This window comes from Roseovarius mucosus DSM 17069 (genome assembly GCF_000768555.3).
Taxonomy (GTDB): Bacteria; Pseudomonadota; Alphaproteobacteria; order Rhodobacterales; family Rhodobacteraceae; genus Roseovarius; species Roseovarius mucosus.
In genome coordinates this window covers 261,989-276,624 of the sequence record NZ_KN293980.1, presented here as the reverse complement: position 1 = coordinate 276,624, position 14,636 = coordinate 261,989, and the positions used below count along the sequence as shown (strand labels likewise).

The following is a 14,636-nucleotide window of genomic DNA, read 5'->3' as shown; positions in this document are numbered from 1 at the left end:
CTCAATAGACCGGCGGGGCGATCACCCAGATCGCCACGCAAGGGATGTCATAGGGGTTGGCCCAGGCATAGTGCTCGCCGCGAAACCGGAAACTGTCGCCGGGGCCAACGGTGAATTTCCGCCCGCCGATGCTCAGGTCCAGCCGCCCGGACAGGATATAGCCCACCTCCTGCGTCGGGCGCTGCGCCGAGCGCTGCATCTTGGACCGGGGGCGAAAGGTCGAATGGATCACCTCGAAATCGTCGGTCAGGTCCGGCGAGAGCAACTCCTCGATCAACCCTTCCTCGCCCGATCCCATCGGTCGCCGCGCGCCTGCCCGCACCACATAGCCCTGTTCCTCGGCGGGCGCGCTCGCGTGACCGAACAGCAGCGACATCGGCACGCCCAACACCTCGGCCACCTGCCGCAGATCGCTGATCGACGGCTCCGACAGATCACGCTCGACCTGTGACAGCCACCCGACCGACCGTCCCAGCATTTCGGCCAGTGCCGCCAGCGTCAGCCCGCGCGCCTTGCGCAACGCGCGCAGGTCCGCGCCAAGACTGCGCATCCCGTCGATCTGACTCTGCTGCATGGAAGGTCTCGTGAAAATTTCCGCTCAATTTTCACGCTGCTCCGATTCCGTGAAAAAATCAAATGAAATTTCACGGGCGCACGAGCTTTCCTTAAGCCGCGCGGTCGCCGACCCGCGGGGTGGCGATCCGACGCGTGTGAGGGGCAGTTTATCTCAGCAAAGCCTGCCCTACCTCCGTGGGTGCCAGAACCTCAGCCAATCGCCGCCCCGGGGGGCGGGTCGGCGATCGCGCGGCGGCCTTCGGCCTTGCTCCGCGCGAAGAAAACGCCGACCTTACAAAATCCCCTTACAAACCTTACGAATCGTAAGGTCTACACCTTCGCCGCCACCTTGGGCCGCAGCACATGCGGCACACCCGGATCATAGAGCGCGCTATCCTTGAAATCAGTGATCTCGCCCAGAACTTTTCCCACCAGAATCAAGGCTGTACGGGTGATCTTCTCGGCGCGAACCTTGGCGTGAATGTCCGCAAGCGTGCCCCGGATAAACATCTGATCCGGCCACCCCACCCGATAGGCCACCACGACGGGGCAGTCATCGCCATAGTAGGGCGCCAGAATTCTATGTATTTCCCGTAGGTTACGGATACCAAGATGAATCGCCAGCGTCGCCCCAGTGCGCGCGAAATTCTCCAGAGTCTCGCCCTCGGGCATCGACGTGGATTTCATGGAAACCCGTGTCAAAACAATGCTTTGCGCGATTTCCGGCACCGTCAATTCCTGCCCCAACGCCGCCGCCGCCGCCGCATAGGCCGGAACCCCCGGAATGATCTGATAATCAATGCCATCAGCCCGAAGTTTACGAATTTGTTCCGCAATCGCACCATAGAGTGACGGATCGCCCGAATGCACCCGAGCCACGTCCAAGCCTTTGTTATGGCTATCTAAAATGACCGCATGGGTATCCTCCAGCGTCATCGGCGCGGTGTCCATGACCAGCGCCCCCTCGGGCGCACCGGCCACAACCTCGGCGGGCACAAGGCTCCCGGCATAAAGGCACACGGGGCATTGCCCGATGATGCGCTCTGCCTTCTTGGTCAAAAGCTCCGGATCACCCGGCCCTGCACCGATGAAATAGACAGTCATTTCAATGCCTTCCCTGTTCTGACCTCGGCCAGATCGCCATCAATCTTGCGCGCATAGCCGCGCGGCGTGAACATGCGCGGCCCCTCGCCCAACTGCGCCAGACGGCTGTTGGACGACCCGACCAGAACAACCGTTAACATATCCACCTCATCCACCTGCAAATCGGCCAAGCGCCTGTATCGCAAGGATTCTTCCGGTCGCCCCAGCGAACTTGCCAGCAGCACAGGCGTATCCGCCGGGCGGTGTTTGAGCAAAATATCCCGCGCCTCGGACAATAAAGTCCGCCGCGTCTTGGACACCGGATTATAGAAAGCGATCACGAAATCGCCCTCTGCCGCAGAATTCAATCGCCGAATGATATCTTCGCGCGGCGTCAATAGGTCACTGAGCGAAATCGTGCAGAAATCATGCCCAAGAGGGGCCCCCGCCCGCGCCGCCGCCGCCTGAAGTGCCGACACACCGGGCGAGCACACAACCTCCACCCGCCGCGCCGCGTCACTCACCCCCTGCGCTTCCGGCCCGCGATCCAAGAGCTCGAAAACCAGCGCCCCCATCGCGTAAATACCTGCATCTCCTGAACAAATCAGCGCAACGTTCTTTCCCTGCCCTGCCTGTTCCAGCGCATAACGGCACCGCGCCTCCTCGCCTCCCAGCGGAAAATCGCTGCGCGCCTTCCCCGCCGCCAAGGGTCCCAAGAGGTCAATATAAAGGCCATACCCCACCAACTCGTCAGCCTCAGCGACAAGCCGCGACACCTCCGGCGTCCGCCAACTTGCCTGTCCGGGGCCAATGCCCAGCACGCTCAAACGCCCGCGCGCCCGCCCCGGCATCTCGGTAATGACCGCCTCGGACCGGCTCAGCGCACAGGTTGCATTGGCAGTTTTTCGTTTTTCTACAACCAGTTGACCACCACAGGCCAGGGCCGCACCCTCGGACACGCCGTGGCATCCAACCTCGGCAAAGACCACCTCGGACGGGTTCGCCAATTGCCCTGCGTAGGCCTCCAGCTCCGCCGCATTGAACAGGCGGAAGGGCACACCCAACCGCCGCGCGACCGCATTCATGGCACTTTCATCGGCCTTGAGGTCAATCGACGCCACACAGGCCACCGCCCCCGGCGCAATCCCGGCCTCGTCCAAGATCCGACAGACCAGATCCCAGAGTTCCTCGGTCTCGCACCCCCGCGCACAGCCCAAACCGAGGGCGTAACGCTGTGGATGATAGACGAGCCTGCGATCATGGCCCGCAACCGGAGCCTCGGTCACCACCAATTCGACCGATCCACCCATATCTTTGATATTAAATATATTTTCCCCAGTAACGCTGACACCTTCACCCGCCAACATCGCCGCCATTGCCGCCTTGGCATCCTCGGCATTGGCCAGACGGTAGCCCATGGGCGGCGCATCGAGGGCCACGCCCATCGCCACATCGCCTGCCGTCGTCACCGCCGCAACTGTGCCCAGACCCTCGGCAATCACCGCCGCCAGCCGGTTGGCCCCCCGGTGCCCCCCCAAGAGCGGCACCACCACGGACCCATCGTCGCTCACCGAAACCACAGGCGGCTCTCCCCGCTTGTCGCTCAACATCGGCGCGACCGCCCGAATCAAGATGCCGCTGGCACAGACCCCCACCACCGGCACCCCGGCAGTAAAGAGGTCCCGCGCATGATCGAGTGCATTGGGAAACCAGGCCGCCGCCTGTTCCACACGCCCCTCGCGGCCATGCACATCGCCGCCGATCAGATCAGCCACGCGATGTGCCACCGCCTCACCAGAGCGGCTCAGCGCCAGAACAACAGGTCTCACAGCCATGGATCGGCCCCTTTCGTGAGCAGAATCATTGAAAAATACGGTGCCTTTTCAGGCGCTTGCGCCAGCGGGCAGACCACCTCTTCGGGCAGGCTCGCGCGTTCGACATAGACGGCATGCGCAGTCAGCCCCAGGTCGTCGATCACCGCCCGGATCTTGGAGAGATGCCGCCCCACCTTCATGATGGCTACGCTTTCGGCCCCCTCGATCCGCGCCCGCAACTCCGCCTCGGGCAGCGGGCCCGGCAGCACTGTCAGCCGCTCGTTGCGCGCCACCAAGGGCCGCCCCGCCCGCGCCGCGCAGGCGGCGATTGAGGTGACACCGGGCACAACCTCGACCTCATAGCGCCCACTGAGGCGGGCAAAGAGATACATGAACGACCCATAGAAAAACGGATCCCCTTCACAGAGGCATACCACATCCTGCCCCTCGTCCAGGGCCTCGGCAATCTCGGCCGCGCCTCGATCATAGGCCGCCTGTGCGGGCGCACGCTCGACCGTCATCGGCACATCCATCACGATCTCGCGCGTGCCCGGCGCAATCGCTCCGGCGGCAATCGCGCGGGCAAAACTCTCACCTCCCGCCAATGCCGGATAGGCCACCACGCGCGCAGCCGAAATCAGCCGATGCGCCCGGAGCGTCATCAGCTCGGGGTCGCCCGGTCCGAGGCCTACGCCAAAGAGCTTACCGGCCATGCGCGCGCCCGCCTTTCATCGTTCCAAAGATACTCAATTCCGACGCCCACCGCTCATCGCTTCACCAGGCTCCATTGCGTGACCGGCATGAGTGGCCGCCAACCCGTCAGCCCCCCCACTGGCTCTGCGCGATTGACCTGCAATTTCACCAACTCGCCGCCGTGTTGCTTGTAGAGCGCCACTAACACCGCCTCGCTCTCCAAGGTGACGGCGTTGCACACCAAACGTCCCAAAGGCCGCAGCGCGCCCCAAGCTGCCTCGAACACTGCCTCCGACAGCCCGCCGCCGATGAAAACTGCATCCGGGGCCTCAAGCCCGGTCAACGCCTCGGGCACACGACCTTCGATCAACTCCAGTCGCGGCACACCAAGCGCCAATGCATTCGCTGCCGCCATCGCGCGGCGATCCGCGCGCGGCTCGATGCCAATCGCGCGCGCATAGCGCGCGCCGCGCATCCACTCTACCGCAACCGAACCGCAGCCGGTGCCGATGTCCCACAACAGCGCCCCACGCATCGGCATCAACTTGGCCAGCGTGGCGGCGCGCACCTCGCGCTTGGTCATGGTGCCGTCGTGTTGAAAGAGATCATCCGCCAGTCCCGGCACGCGGGGCAACAACGCGGCCTCGGGGGCGGCCACACACTCGACGGCCAGCGTGTTAAACGGTGGCACCACATGTGCCCAGCTTTCGGCCAACCCGTCAAATCGCGCCTCCTCGGCCCCGCCCATATTGGCCAGAACCGTCATCCGCGATTGCCCAAACCCCCGTTCGGTCAGAAACTTGGCGATCTGCCCGGGCGTTTCGGCCCCCGTGGTCAGGATCAAGAGCCGCGCATCGGGTTGAATGAAGGCGATCATCTGCTCGACGGGGCGCCCATGCACCGTCAGCGTCTCAAGGTCCGCCATGCTCCAGCCCATCCGCGCCGCGGCAAGCTGAAACGCCGAAAGCTGCGGATGATAAACAATCTCGGAGGGGGCCAAAGAACGACCGATCCGCGCACCGACCGAGAACCACAGCGGGTCGCCCGTGGCCAGAACCACCACACGCCGACCGCGCAATCCGGTCAGGAGATCTGTCAGCGCGTCAAACGGCGATGGCCAGGCGATGCGCTCTGCCGTCACAGACTCTGACAATTGGTGATGCCGCTCGCCGCCCACGATCACCTCTGCGGCCTCGACAATGGCGCGGGTTGCGGGCAAGAGCCCGGCCATCCCATCCTCGCCGATGCCAACGATATGCAGCCAAGGGTCCACGTTGCCGGTCATGCGCGCACCTCTGGCAATCCTGCGGCAAGGGCATTGACTGCGGCACTCGCCATCGCCGATCCACCGCGCCGTCCGCGCAGCGCTACGAATTCACAACTGCGCGGGTTGTCCGCCAGTTCGGCCTTGCTCTCAGCGGCCCCAACAAACCCCACCGGAAAACCCAGAATCAGCGCCGGGCGCGGCGCGCCCTCGTCGAGCAATTCGAGGAGATGAAAGAGCGCGGTCGGCGCATTGCCGATCGCAACCACGGCACCCTCCAGCCGTTCCGCCCACAACTCCACCGCCGCCGCCGAGCGCGTATTACCAATCCCCGCAGCGATTCCCGGCACGCGCGGGTCATTCAACGTGACGATCACCTCGTTGTCTTGCGGCAGGTAGCGGCGGATGATGCCCGCGCCCACCATCTCGCAATCGCAAAACACCGGCGCACCGGCCTGCAAGGCGGCATGGCCCGCAGCATAGGCCCCGCTGGAAAACGCCAGACGATCCGCCACCTCGACCATACCGCAGGCATGAATGAGCCGGATCGCAAGCGCCTCCATGCCGGGGCCAAACCGATCGAGCCGCGCCTCTTGGCGCACTGTGGCAAAGCTCATCTCGTAGATGGCAGAGGGGTTTTTTTCATATGGGCGCACTGTCATGCCTTTGCAAATACCGGGAGCGTAAGAGCCCTCGGCGGGAGTATTTTCACCAAGAAGAAGCCGAGCCTAGGCCTTGGTCCGCCGCGCGCTCTCTGGCCCATGCGGATGGCGGGCATGGGGATAGGGCGCGTGGTGGTGGTCGTGATCATGATGGTGATCATGCCCGTGGTCATGTGCATGATCATGATCGTGGTGATGGTGATGCCCGTGATCATGGTGGTGCTTGGCCTGCGCCTCCAACCGGCATAGCCCCGTGCAGAAGGTATCGCAGAGCATGCAATCGGCCACGTTCGAGCCGGGCGCAGAGGCGCCCTGCCCTTCGACATGGTGATGGTGGCTTTCCTGCACCGCCCCAACCTCGGCCTCGAAGCCCAGAATCTGGGTCCGGTATTTGCACATGACGCAGGTCGGCGGCGGCACATCACCAAACGCCGGATGCCCGGTGCCCCGCGCCTCGGCCAAGGCGGCGCGCTGTTCAGGCGTGATGCGTTGCACCGCCCCGCCTTCAATGGCGAGGATTTGCGTGCGATACTGACAGGTGCCGCAATTGGGCGGCGGCACGGCGCTCAGTTGCTCTGTCACACGTTCGGCAAAGGTTTCCAGAACCTTGGGGTGGTCCCCGAGATAGCCGGCCTTGACGAATTGCATGCCCGGATGCTCGGCCGCGACGCGGTCGGTAAAGCCGTAGATGCGGTCAATCAGAATGCCCGAAAACAGGAAATAGGGAAATACCACCACGCGTTTGTAGCCCAGTTTGACCACATGCTGCAGGCACGGCTCGACCAGCGGGAAGGTGACACCGGAATAGCCCACCTCGCACCAGCCAAAGCCCATGCCTTCGTGCAAGAGCCGCGCGATCTTGGCGACATTGGCATTGGCATCCGGATCCGACGCGCCACGCCCGATCACCACGAGGCAGGTGTCATGCAAGCCAACCTCGCCATGTTTCACATTGGCGCGGTCAATCGCCTCGCGAATGCGGGCCCCGGCAGCGGCGATCATCTTTGGGTCCACCCCCAGTTCACGACCATAGCGCACCTCGATCCCATGCGTGGCGGCATAGGTATTAAGGACCGTGGGAATGTCGTTCTTGGAATGCATGGCGGCAAAGAGCATCCCCGGCACCGCCAGAATCCGCTCGCAGCCCGCCGCGCGCAGACGGTCCAGACCGTCGCGGATCACCGGGTTGGCAAATTCGAGATAGCCGTATTCCATCAGCCAGTCATCGGGCAGATAGCCCGGCAGTTTATCCGCCAATACGCTGAATTCATCGACCGCCGATTGGCTCCGCGAGCCGTGCCCGCAGATCATCACACCTGTTTTGACCATGCTCATGCCTCCTGCGGCGCTTCGTCAGTGCTCTCTTCTTCGGCTTCATCTGTCTCTGCCCGCTCCTTACGCGCGCGCAGCCCGGACCAAAGGCCTATCGCAATCGCCGCCCCAAGGGCCGCGGCCCCCAACCAGTGACCATGCCCCGCCACCTCGGCCAGGTGGCCCGGATGGGCATAGGCAGCGGTGCCGCTCAAGAGCACAGTCAGAATCGTGGCGAATCGCATGGCAGTCCCCTTTTCCTCGGTCGCGCGACAGGGCGAAAAGGGGCGAACGGACCAGTCGGCCCCGACGATGCGCGATCCGCTCCCGACATGGGTCAGCCAATCGTCGCACACCTTTCCGGCCCGGTCGCGGGCTTCGTCATGGACTGCTTATAGGCGTAGGCTCGCGGTGCTGCAAACGAAGAAACGAAGCCCACGACCCCGTTCGCGACATGTGCAGCTCTGCACGGGCGCTGCGCGGTGCTGCGGCTTACCCGCCCATGCCAGTGACCCTAGATTGGCCTGAAAGAGGAGAGATGACATGGGCCAACTGGTCAACGGCAAATGGCAAGACACATGGTACGACACCAGTTCGACAGGCGGAAAATTCGTGCGCTCGACCGCGAAATTCCGCAGCTGGATCACGTCGGACGGCAGCGCCGGACCGTCGGGCGATGGCGGTTTCAAGGCGGAAAGCGGACGCTATCACCTCTATGTGTCGCTGGCCTGCCCCTGGGCGCATCGCACGCTGATCTTTCGCGCGCTCAAGGGCTTGCAGGATCACATAGACGTCTCTGTCGTACATCCCGACATGCTCTCGGAGGGCTGGGAATTCCGCACCGACTTCTCCGGCGCGACTGGCGACCGGCTCTATGGTCTGCCCTACGCGCGCGACATCTATCTCAAGGCTGACCCAGAGATTTCAGGCTGTGTGACGGTGCCGATCCTCTGGGACACAGAGCGCGAAACCATTGTTTCGAACGAAAGCGCCGAGATCATCCGCATGTTCAATTCCGCCTTCGACGGGATCACCGACAACACTCTGGATTTCTGGCCTAAAGACCTGCGCGCCGAGATTGAGCCGGTGAATGAGCGCATCTATGACACCGTCAACAACGGCGTCTACAAGGCCGGTTTTGCCACCAGCCAAGAGGCCTATGACAGTGCCGTGCATCCCCTCTTTTCAAGCCTCGATTGGCTGGAAGAGCGGTTGGGCCAGACTCGTTACCTGATGGGCGACCGCGTGACCGAAGCCGATTGGCGGCTCTTTACCACCCTCATCCGGTTTGATCCGGTCTATCACCTGCACTTCAAATGCAACCGCGCGCGCATTGTCGATTACCCGAACTTGTGGGGATATCTGCGCGAGCTCTATCAATGGCCGGGTGTGGCAGAGACGGTCAATTTCGACCATATCGTACGCCACTATCATTACAGCCATGACACGATAAACCCCAACCGGATCATTCCGATCAACCCGGTTCTGAACCTCGAGACGCCGCATGGCCGGGGCTGACCTGCGCCCCGGCCTTGGGTCGGGTCAGGACGGGTTGGGCCAGACGAAATCGGGACGCAACGCGACATAGACCGGGCGGCCATCATCGGGCTTGGGCACGCCCGTCGCCGGGTCATAGAACGCATGATAGCTGGCTGAGGCGATCTTGTCGCCATAGCCCATGAGGTTGGGCACGATCACGCGGATTCGGTGCTGCTTGTCATCAAGCATGATCGGCGCGCCGCAGGTGCCGCAGGTGCATAGCTCCAGCGGACCATCGGGGTTGTTGGCGTTGAATGGCTGGCGCTTCAAACCCGCCTCGTTATCCACCACGACATCACCGTGGTTGTAGAACACCACATGGGTCGTGTCCTGGCCCGTCACACTCTTGCAAACGGAACAGTGACAGGTGTGATTGTCGATCGGTGCATGTTTGGTATGGGTATGGATGTGGTCGCAACCACCGGAACATTGGTCAGACATCGGCCTTCCTCCTCAAAGCGATGCGGATGGGTGATCGAGGATTCAAACCCCCGGATCAACCCCGGCTCTGAACCTATCACGCACCATGCCAGAGCCCGGCGCTGATTCTGGTCGGACGCGACTAAAGGATGACCCCACCGCATCACGCAAAAAGCCCCGATCCTCACGGACCGGGGCGTTCTGATTTTTACTGGCTGAGATATCTCAGCCTGCGACGGTTTAACCGCGCTCCTCGATGATCTTAACCAGATGCGGCAGCTTGTTGACCATGCCACGCACCGAGGGGGTATCCTCGAGCTCACGGGTCTTGTGCATCTTGTTCAGACCCAGACCGATGAGGGTCTGGCGCTGATCCTGAGGGCGGCGGATCGGGCTGCCGATCTGCTTGACGACGATGGTTTTTGCCATTTGTCCCGTTCCTTACGCTTCTGCCGCTTCGGCAACCGGCGCTTCGTCACCCTTTTTCAGGATGTCGGCCACCTTCTTGCCACGGCGCTGCGCCACCATACGCGGGCTGGTCTCTTTGCGGAGACCATCGAGCGTGGCGCGGATCATGTTGTAGGGGTTCTGCGAGCCGGTCGATTTCGCGACTACGTCTTGAATTCCCAACATCTCGAACACGGCGCGCATCGGGCCACCGGCAATGATGCCAGTACCATGCGGAGCTGTGCGCATCACGACCTTGCCGGCGCCATGACGCCCTTCCATGTCGTGGTGCAGGGTGCGGCCCTCGCGCAGCGGCACGCGGATCATTGCGCGCTTGGCCGCCTCGGTGGCTTTGCGGATGGCCTCGGGGACCTCCTTAGCCTTGCCCTTGCCAAAGCCTACCCGGCCCTTTTGATCGCCCACGACCACCAGTGCCGCAAAGCCAAAGCGCTTACCGCCCTTGACCGTCTTGGACACACGGTTGATCGCGACGAGACGATCGGCGAACTCCGGGGCTTCCTCGCGTTCGCGACGGTCGCGGCGGTTGTCTTCTCTTGCCATTCTCTCGTCTCCTTAAATCTTCAGGCCAGCTTCACGCGCGGCGTCGGCAACTGCCTTGACACGCCCGTGAAACAGAAAGCCGCCCCGATCGAAATAGGCCTCGGTGATGCCGGCTTTTTGGGCCCGCTCGGCAATCGCGGTGCCAATCTTGGTGGCAGCCTCGACATTGCACTTGCCCACCATGCCCAGATCCTTTTCGAGGGTCGAGGCGGCGGCGAGCGTCACACCGTTGACGTCGTCGATCAGCTGCACGCTGATGTTCTTGTTGGAGCGGTGAACGCTGAGGCGCACGCGCCCTGCATTGACCTTGCGGAGTTTGTTCCGAACGCGCAGGCGGCGTTTGAGGAACAGTTTTCTTTTGCTGTTTGCCATCTGTCGCGTCCTTACTTCTTCTTGCCTTCCTTCTGGAAGATGTACTCGCCTTTGTAGCGGATGCCCTTGCCCTTGTAGGGTTCGGGACGCCGCCAGTCGCGGATATTGGCCGCGACCTGTCCAACGAGCTGCTTGTCCGTGCCTTCGACCACAAGCTCAGTCTGCTTGGGCGCGGTCACGGTCACACCGTCCGGAATGGGGAAATCGACATCATGGCTGAGGCCGAGGTTCAGCTTGAGCACGTTGCCCGCCATCTGGGCACGATAGCCCACACCGCGGATTTCCAGCTCTTTCTTGAAGACATCCCGAGCGCCGTGCACCATATTGGCGATGACCGTACGGGTCATCCCCCACTGCTGGCGCGCGCGCTTGGATTTGCCGCGCGGCGTGACCGAGATCTCATTATCCTCGACGGTGATGGTGACATCATCCGTCGCGGTAAAGGTCTTGGTTGCCTTGGGGCCTTTGACTTCGATCTTCTGTCCCGACAGCGTCACAGTGACATCGGAGGGCAGGGGAACGGGTTTTTTACCAATTCGTGACATGACCAGGTCTCCTTAGAAGACAGTGCAGAGCACTTCGCCGCCAACATTGGCTGCGCGCGCGGCTGCATCCGACATCACACCCTTGGAGGTGGAGACAATCGACACACCCAGACCTTGACGGACCTGCGGAATGTCATCGACGCCCAGATAGACGCGACGACCGGGCTTGGAAACCCGCTTCATTTCGCGAATGACAGGCGTGCCTTCGTAGTATTTGAGGCTGATTTCGATAGCGGGATGGCCATTGGCATCCTGCGTCATCTCATAGCCACGGATATAGCCCTCGGATGCCAGAACATCGAGAACGCGCACACGCATTTTCGAGGCGGGGGTCATCACGGTGGACTTGCCACGCATCTGCGAGTTGCGGATACGGGTGAGCATATCGCCGATAGGATCGTTCATATCTCTGACCTCCTCACCAGCTCGATTTCACGACGCCGGGCAGCTGCCCGCTCGAGCCGAGCTCGCGCAGCATGATCCGGGACACTTTGAGTTTGCGGTAATACGCGTGCGGACGGCCCGTAAGCTGGCACCGGTTGTGCAGCCGTGTGGCCGAGCTGTTGCGCGGCAGTGCAGCAAGCTTGAGAGAGGCGCGGAAACGCTCTTCCATCGGCTTGCTCTGGTCATTGATGATCACTTTCAGCGCGGCGCGTTTCTTGGCGAAACGATCCACCAGCACTTGGCGCTTCTTCTCGCGCTCGACCATTGATTTCTTAGCCATAGATCTATCCTCCCCCGGCTCAGCTGTTGAAGGGCATGTTGAATTGCTTCAACAGCGCCTTGGCTTCAGCGTCGGTCTTCGCCGTGGTTGCGATGACAATGTCCATCCCCCAGACTTCGTCGACCTTGTCGAAGTTGATTTCGGGGAAGATGATATGTTCCTTGATGCCCATGGCATAGTTGCCACGCCCATCGAACGACTTGCCCGAAACCCCACGGAAGTCGCGGATACGCGGCATCGCGATGGTGATCAGACGGTCGAGGAAATCATACATACGGTCGCCACGCAGTGTGACCTTGGCTCCAAGCGGCATGTCTTCGCGAACGCGGAAACCGGCGATAGAGTTGCGGGCCTTGGTGACGACAGCGCGCTGACCGGCGATCGTGCTCAGGTCTTCCTGTGCCGACTTCGCCTTTTTCGAGTCGCGAACAGCCTCGGCACCACAGCCGATGTTGAGCACGATCTTTTCAAGACGCGGGATCTGCATGTCGTTCTTGTAGCCGAACTCTTCTTTCAGAGCAGGCTTGATGACCTCGCGGAAATGCGTCTTGAGGCGCGGGGTATAGGTTGCGGTATCAAGCATCGATCACGTCCCCCGTGGTCTTGGCATAACGGACCTTCTTGTCGCCTTCGATCTTGAAGCCAACGCGGGTCGGTTTGCCGTTCTTGTCGACAATCGCCAGATTGCTGAGGTCGATCGGCATCGCCTTGGGGATGCGACCGCCTTGGCTGGTCTGGCTCTGGCGGGTGTGGCGGATCGCCATGTTCACGCCTTCAACCACGGCCTTGCCAGATTTCGGGTCAACATTGGTGATCGTACCTTTTTGGCCCTTGTCCTTGCCGGACAGAACGACCACGGTGTCACCTTTTTTCAGTTTGGCAGCCATCTTACAGCACCTCCGGGGCGAGCGAGATGATTTTCATGAAGTTCTTGGCACGCAGCTCGCGAACGACCGGCCCGAAAATACGGGTACCAACCGGCTCACCTGCGTTGTTCAGGATCACGGCGGCGTTGCGGTCAAAACGAATGGCGGTGCCGTCTTCACGACGGACTTCCTTGGCGGTGCGCACGACGACGGCCTTGCGGACGTCGCCCTTCTTCACGCGACCGCGCGGGATGGCTTCCTTGACCGAGACGACAATGATGTCGCCCACGGATGCGTATCGACGCTTGGAACCACCCAGAACCTTGATGCACTGAACTCGGCGAGCGCCGGAGTTGTCAGCAACATCCAGGTTGGTCTGCATCTGGATCATTTGGTTTCTCCCGACCTATGGGGGGCGATGCACTGCCTTGTCCCCAGGGTTTCGATTAATGCCAAAAGGCGCTAAAGGCTTATGCCTCAAGCACCTCCCAGCGTTTCGTCTTGGACTTGGGCGCGCATTCGATGATCCGAACGGCATCGCCCACTTTGAACGTGTTGTTCTCATCGTGAGCCCGGTATTTCTTGGACTTACGAATGGTTTTCTGAAGCACGGGGTGCTTGAAACGACGCTCGACCGATACGGTCACGGTCTGGGCGTTTGCGTCAGAGGTCACGACCCCTTGAAGAATACGTTTGGGCATATCTCGGGCTCCTTACTCTGCTGCCGCGTTGGCTTTTTCGTTCAGAATGGTCAGCACGCGCGCGGCGTCGCGGCGGGCAATACGCATCTGAGCGGGATTCTCCAACTGGCCGGTAGCCGCCCGAAAACGCAGATTGAACTGCTGCTTCTTCAGGTTGGTGAGTTCCTCCCGGAGCTGATCCGGGGTCTTGTCACGCAGTTCCTTGGCGTTCATCGCCTTTTCCTTTCTCAAAACACCGGCCAGCCCCTGACGGTTTGCTCAGGGTAACTCGAAACCCGGTGGATGAATTGCAAATACCCGAATCCCCGGACTGGCCGGGCAAGCGGATTGGAGCTCTATACGGGAGGCGGTAGCAGAGGGCAAGGGGAGTTTGGACATCCTTGGTTATAAAGAACCAGACCTTCCCTTTGTCACCGTTATTATGCCCACACTCTCTATTATGCCCACACTCTCGCTTCAATTACCATCCATTCGCCCGTCTCGTCGCCCTCATATTTGACAAGTTGGCTTGCGCCTTCGCCGGATCTACAAGAAATGCGAAGGCCAGTATCAGAGATAAAAGGACCAAGCCCGCGACAGCAAACAATGTAAACTGTGGCGCACTCCCCAACCGCGATCCCTCAAAGGCGGCGAAACCTTTTAGGATCAGAACCATAAGGAGGCCCCATGAAAAACCATTCAAACCTAGGAGCAGCACATAGGAATCCAGTTTCAAAACAATGGCCTGCCGTCCGCGAGCAAGACCGCGAAACACCTCACGGATCATAACCCAAGCCACCATCAACGCTGCAAGCGTCATCTGGAGGACAAGGCCAATCAGCATTTCAACGGTAGCATTTGCCCTATTCAGTTTTTCTTGAAGCTGCCCGGTATGGTCTAATGCGATCTCCTGCGCAAAGGCAGACGGATAAATATCAAACAGGCTCAGCAATGAGATTGGGAAAAGATGGATCACGAAATTGATCACACATGCCCATATGATGATCCAAAGAATGCGCTTCGGCCCCGGATCAAGCTCGTAAGTGGTGGAACGCTTCACCGTTCTTCCTTTGAACACTAACTTTTACAACTTCAGCACC

General features: G+C 61.1%; 22 protein-coding genes. 1 reads left to right on the top strand and 21 read right to left on the bottom strand.

The window, feature by feature from the left end; translation table 11 throughout:
* Position 1 precedes the first annotated feature (1 nt).
* The 8 genes from ROSMUC_RS12465 to ROSMUC_RS12430 all read right to left on the bottom strand — a co-directional run bounded on the left by ROSMUC_RS12465 (position 2) and on the right by ROSMUC_RS12430 (position 7,627).
* Positions 2–574 carry a helix-turn-helix domain-containing protein gene (locus ROSMUC_RS12465; RefSeq protein WP_102105949.1) on the bottom strand — a complete coding sequence of 191 codons (573 nt, stop codon included), beginning with the start codon at positions 572–574 and terminating at the stop codon, positions 2–4.
* Between the two features lie 311 nt (positions 575–885).
* Complete coding sequence (gene cobM, locus ROSMUC_RS12460; RefSeq protein WP_037273514.1) at positions 886–1,659, bottom strand: precorrin-4 C(11)-methyltransferase; 774 nt, start codon at positions 1,657–1,659, stop codon at positions 886–888.
* Positions 1,656–3,473, bottom strand: coding sequence for a precorrin-3B C(17)-methyltransferase (cobJ, locus tag ROSMUC_RS12455; protein ID WP_037273513.1), 1,818 nt, complete (start codon positions 3,471–3,473; stop codon positions 1,656–1,658). Before cobJ ends, cobM begins: the two co-directional genes overlap by 4 nt.
* Complete coding sequence (gene cobI, locus ROSMUC_RS12450; RefSeq protein ID WP_037273510.1) at positions 3,464–4,165, bottom strand: precorrin-2 C(20)-methyltransferase; 702 nt, start codon at positions 4,163–4,165, stop codon at positions 3,464–3,466. Before cobI ends, cobJ begins: the two co-directional genes overlap by 10 nt.
* A gap of 53 nt (positions 4,166–4,218) precedes the next feature.
* A complete protein-coding gene (locus ROSMUC_RS12445) occupies positions 4,219–5,430 on the bottom strand; it encodes a bifunctional cobalt-precorrin-7 (C(5))-methyltransferase/cobalt-precorrin-6B (C(15))-methyltransferase (protein ID WP_037273508.1) in 1,212 nt (403 codons plus the stop codon).
* Positions 5,427–6,071 (bottom strand): precorrin-8X methylmutase, encoded by a 645-nt coding sequence (locus ROSMUC_RS12440; RefSeq protein WP_037273506.1) that lies wholly within the window; start codon positions 6,069–6,071, stop codon positions 5,427–5,429. The genes ROSMUC_RS12445 and ROSMUC_RS12440 overlap by 4 nt, the downstream gene beginning before the upstream one ends.
* Before the next feature lie 66 nt (positions 6,072–6,137).
* The gene (locus ROSMUC_RS12435) at positions 6,138–7,406 is read right to left on the bottom strand and encodes a sirohydrochlorin chelatase (protein WP_037273503.1); all 1,269 of its coding nucleotides are present in this window, start codon (positions 7,404–7,406) and stop codon (positions 6,138–6,140) included.
* Positions 7,403–7,627 (bottom strand): DUF6732 family protein, encoded by a 225-nt coding sequence (locus ROSMUC_RS12430; RefSeq protein ID WP_037274064.1) that lies wholly within the window; start codon positions 7,625–7,627, stop codon positions 7,403–7,405. The genes ROSMUC_RS12435 and ROSMUC_RS12430 overlap by 4 nt, the downstream gene beginning before the upstream one ends.
* Positions 7,628–7,925: 298 nt before the next feature.
* Here ROSMUC_RS12430 and ROSMUC_RS12425 point away from each other — a divergent pair, with 298 nt between their 5' ends.
* A complete protein-coding gene (locus ROSMUC_RS12425) occupies positions 7,926–8,900 on the top strand; it encodes a glutathione S-transferase family protein (RefSeq protein ID WP_037273501.1) in 975 nt (324 codons plus the stop codon).
* A 24-nt stretch (positions 8,901–8,924) separates the two neighbouring features.
* Here ROSMUC_RS12425 and ROSMUC_RS12420 read toward each other — a convergent pair whose 3' ends face one another.
* From ROSMUC_RS12420 to ROSMUC_RS12360, 13 genes are all read right to left on the bottom strand, one after another.
* Entirely contained in the window at positions 8,925–9,362 is a 438-nt protein-coding gene (locus ROSMUC_RS12420) for a GFA family protein (RefSeq protein ID WP_037273500.1), read from the bottom strand.
* A 219-nt stretch (positions 9,363–9,581) separates the two neighbouring features.
* Positions 9,582–9,770: a 50S ribosomal protein L30 gene (gene rpmD / locus ROSMUC_RS12415; RefSeq protein WP_008281890.1), complete on the bottom strand. Its 189-nt coding sequence runs from the start codon at positions 9,768–9,770 to the stop codon at positions 9,582–9,584.
* 12 nt (positions 9,771–9,782) lie between these two features.
* A complete protein-coding gene (gene rpsE, locus ROSMUC_RS12410; protein ID WP_037273496.1) occupies positions 9,783–10,349 on the bottom strand; it encodes a 30S ribosomal protein S5 in 567 nt (188 codons plus the stop codon).
* 12 nt (positions 10,350–10,361) lie between these two features.
* A complete protein-coding gene (rplR, locus tag ROSMUC_RS12405; RefSeq protein ID WP_037273494.1) occupies positions 10,362–10,721 on the bottom strand; it encodes a 50S ribosomal protein L18 in 360 nt (119 codons plus the stop codon).
* A gap of 11 nt (positions 10,722–10,732) precedes the next feature.
* The gene (gene rplF / locus ROSMUC_RS12400; protein ID WP_037273493.1) at positions 10,733–11,266 is read right to left on the bottom strand and encodes a 50S ribosomal protein L6; all 534 of its coding nucleotides are present in this window, start codon (positions 11,264–11,266) and stop codon (positions 10,733–10,735) included.
* A gap of 12 nt (positions 11,267–11,278) precedes the next feature.
* Entirely contained in the window at positions 11,279–11,671 is a 393-nt protein-coding gene (rpsH, locus tag ROSMUC_RS12395) for a 30S ribosomal protein S8 (RefSeq protein ID WP_037273490.1), read from the bottom strand.
* A gap of 13 nt (positions 11,672–11,684) precedes the next feature.
* Positions 11,685–11,990 (bottom strand): 30S ribosomal protein S14, encoded by a 306-nt coding sequence (rpsN, locus tag ROSMUC_RS12390; protein ID WP_037273488.1) that lies wholly within the window; start codon positions 11,988–11,990, stop codon positions 11,685–11,687.
* A gap of 19 nt (positions 11,991–12,009) precedes the next feature.
* Positions 12,010–12,573, bottom strand: a complete 564-nt coding sequence (gene rplE, locus ROSMUC_RS12385) for a 50S ribosomal protein L5 (RefSeq protein WP_037273485.1) — start codon at positions 12,571–12,573, stop codon at positions 12,010–12,012.
* Positions 12,566–12,877 carry a 50S ribosomal protein L24 gene (rplX, locus tag ROSMUC_RS12380; RefSeq protein WP_008281883.1) on the bottom strand — a complete coding sequence of 104 codons (312 nt, stop codon included), beginning with the start codon at positions 12,875–12,877 and terminating at the stop codon, positions 12,566–12,568. Before rplX ends, rplE begins: the two co-directional genes overlap by 8 nt.
* Position 12,878: 1 nt before the next feature.
* Complete coding sequence (gene rplN, locus ROSMUC_RS12375) at positions 12,879–13,247, bottom strand: 50S ribosomal protein L14 (protein WP_008281882.1); 369 nt, start codon at positions 13,245–13,247, stop codon at positions 12,879–12,881.
* Between the two features lie 79 nt (positions 13,248–13,326).
* Positions 13,327–13,557 carry a 30S ribosomal protein S17 gene (gene rpsQ, locus ROSMUC_RS12370; RefSeq protein WP_008281880.1) on the bottom strand — a complete coding sequence of 77 codons (231 nt, stop codon included), beginning with the start codon at positions 13,555–13,557 and terminating at the stop codon, positions 13,327–13,329.
* A gap of 12 nt (positions 13,558–13,569) precedes the next feature.
* A complete protein-coding gene (gene rpmC / locus ROSMUC_RS12365; RefSeq protein ID WP_008281879.1) occupies positions 13,570–13,770 on the bottom strand; it encodes a 50S ribosomal protein L29 in 201 nt (66 codons plus the stop codon).
* Between the two features lie 247 nt (positions 13,771–14,017).
* The gene (locus ROSMUC_RS12360) at positions 14,018–14,596 is read right to left on the bottom strand and encodes a hypothetical protein (protein ID WP_037273482.1); all 579 of its coding nucleotides are present in this window, start codon (positions 14,594–14,596) and stop codon (positions 14,018–14,020) included.
* Between the last annotated feature and the right edge of the window lie 40 nt (positions 14,597–14,636).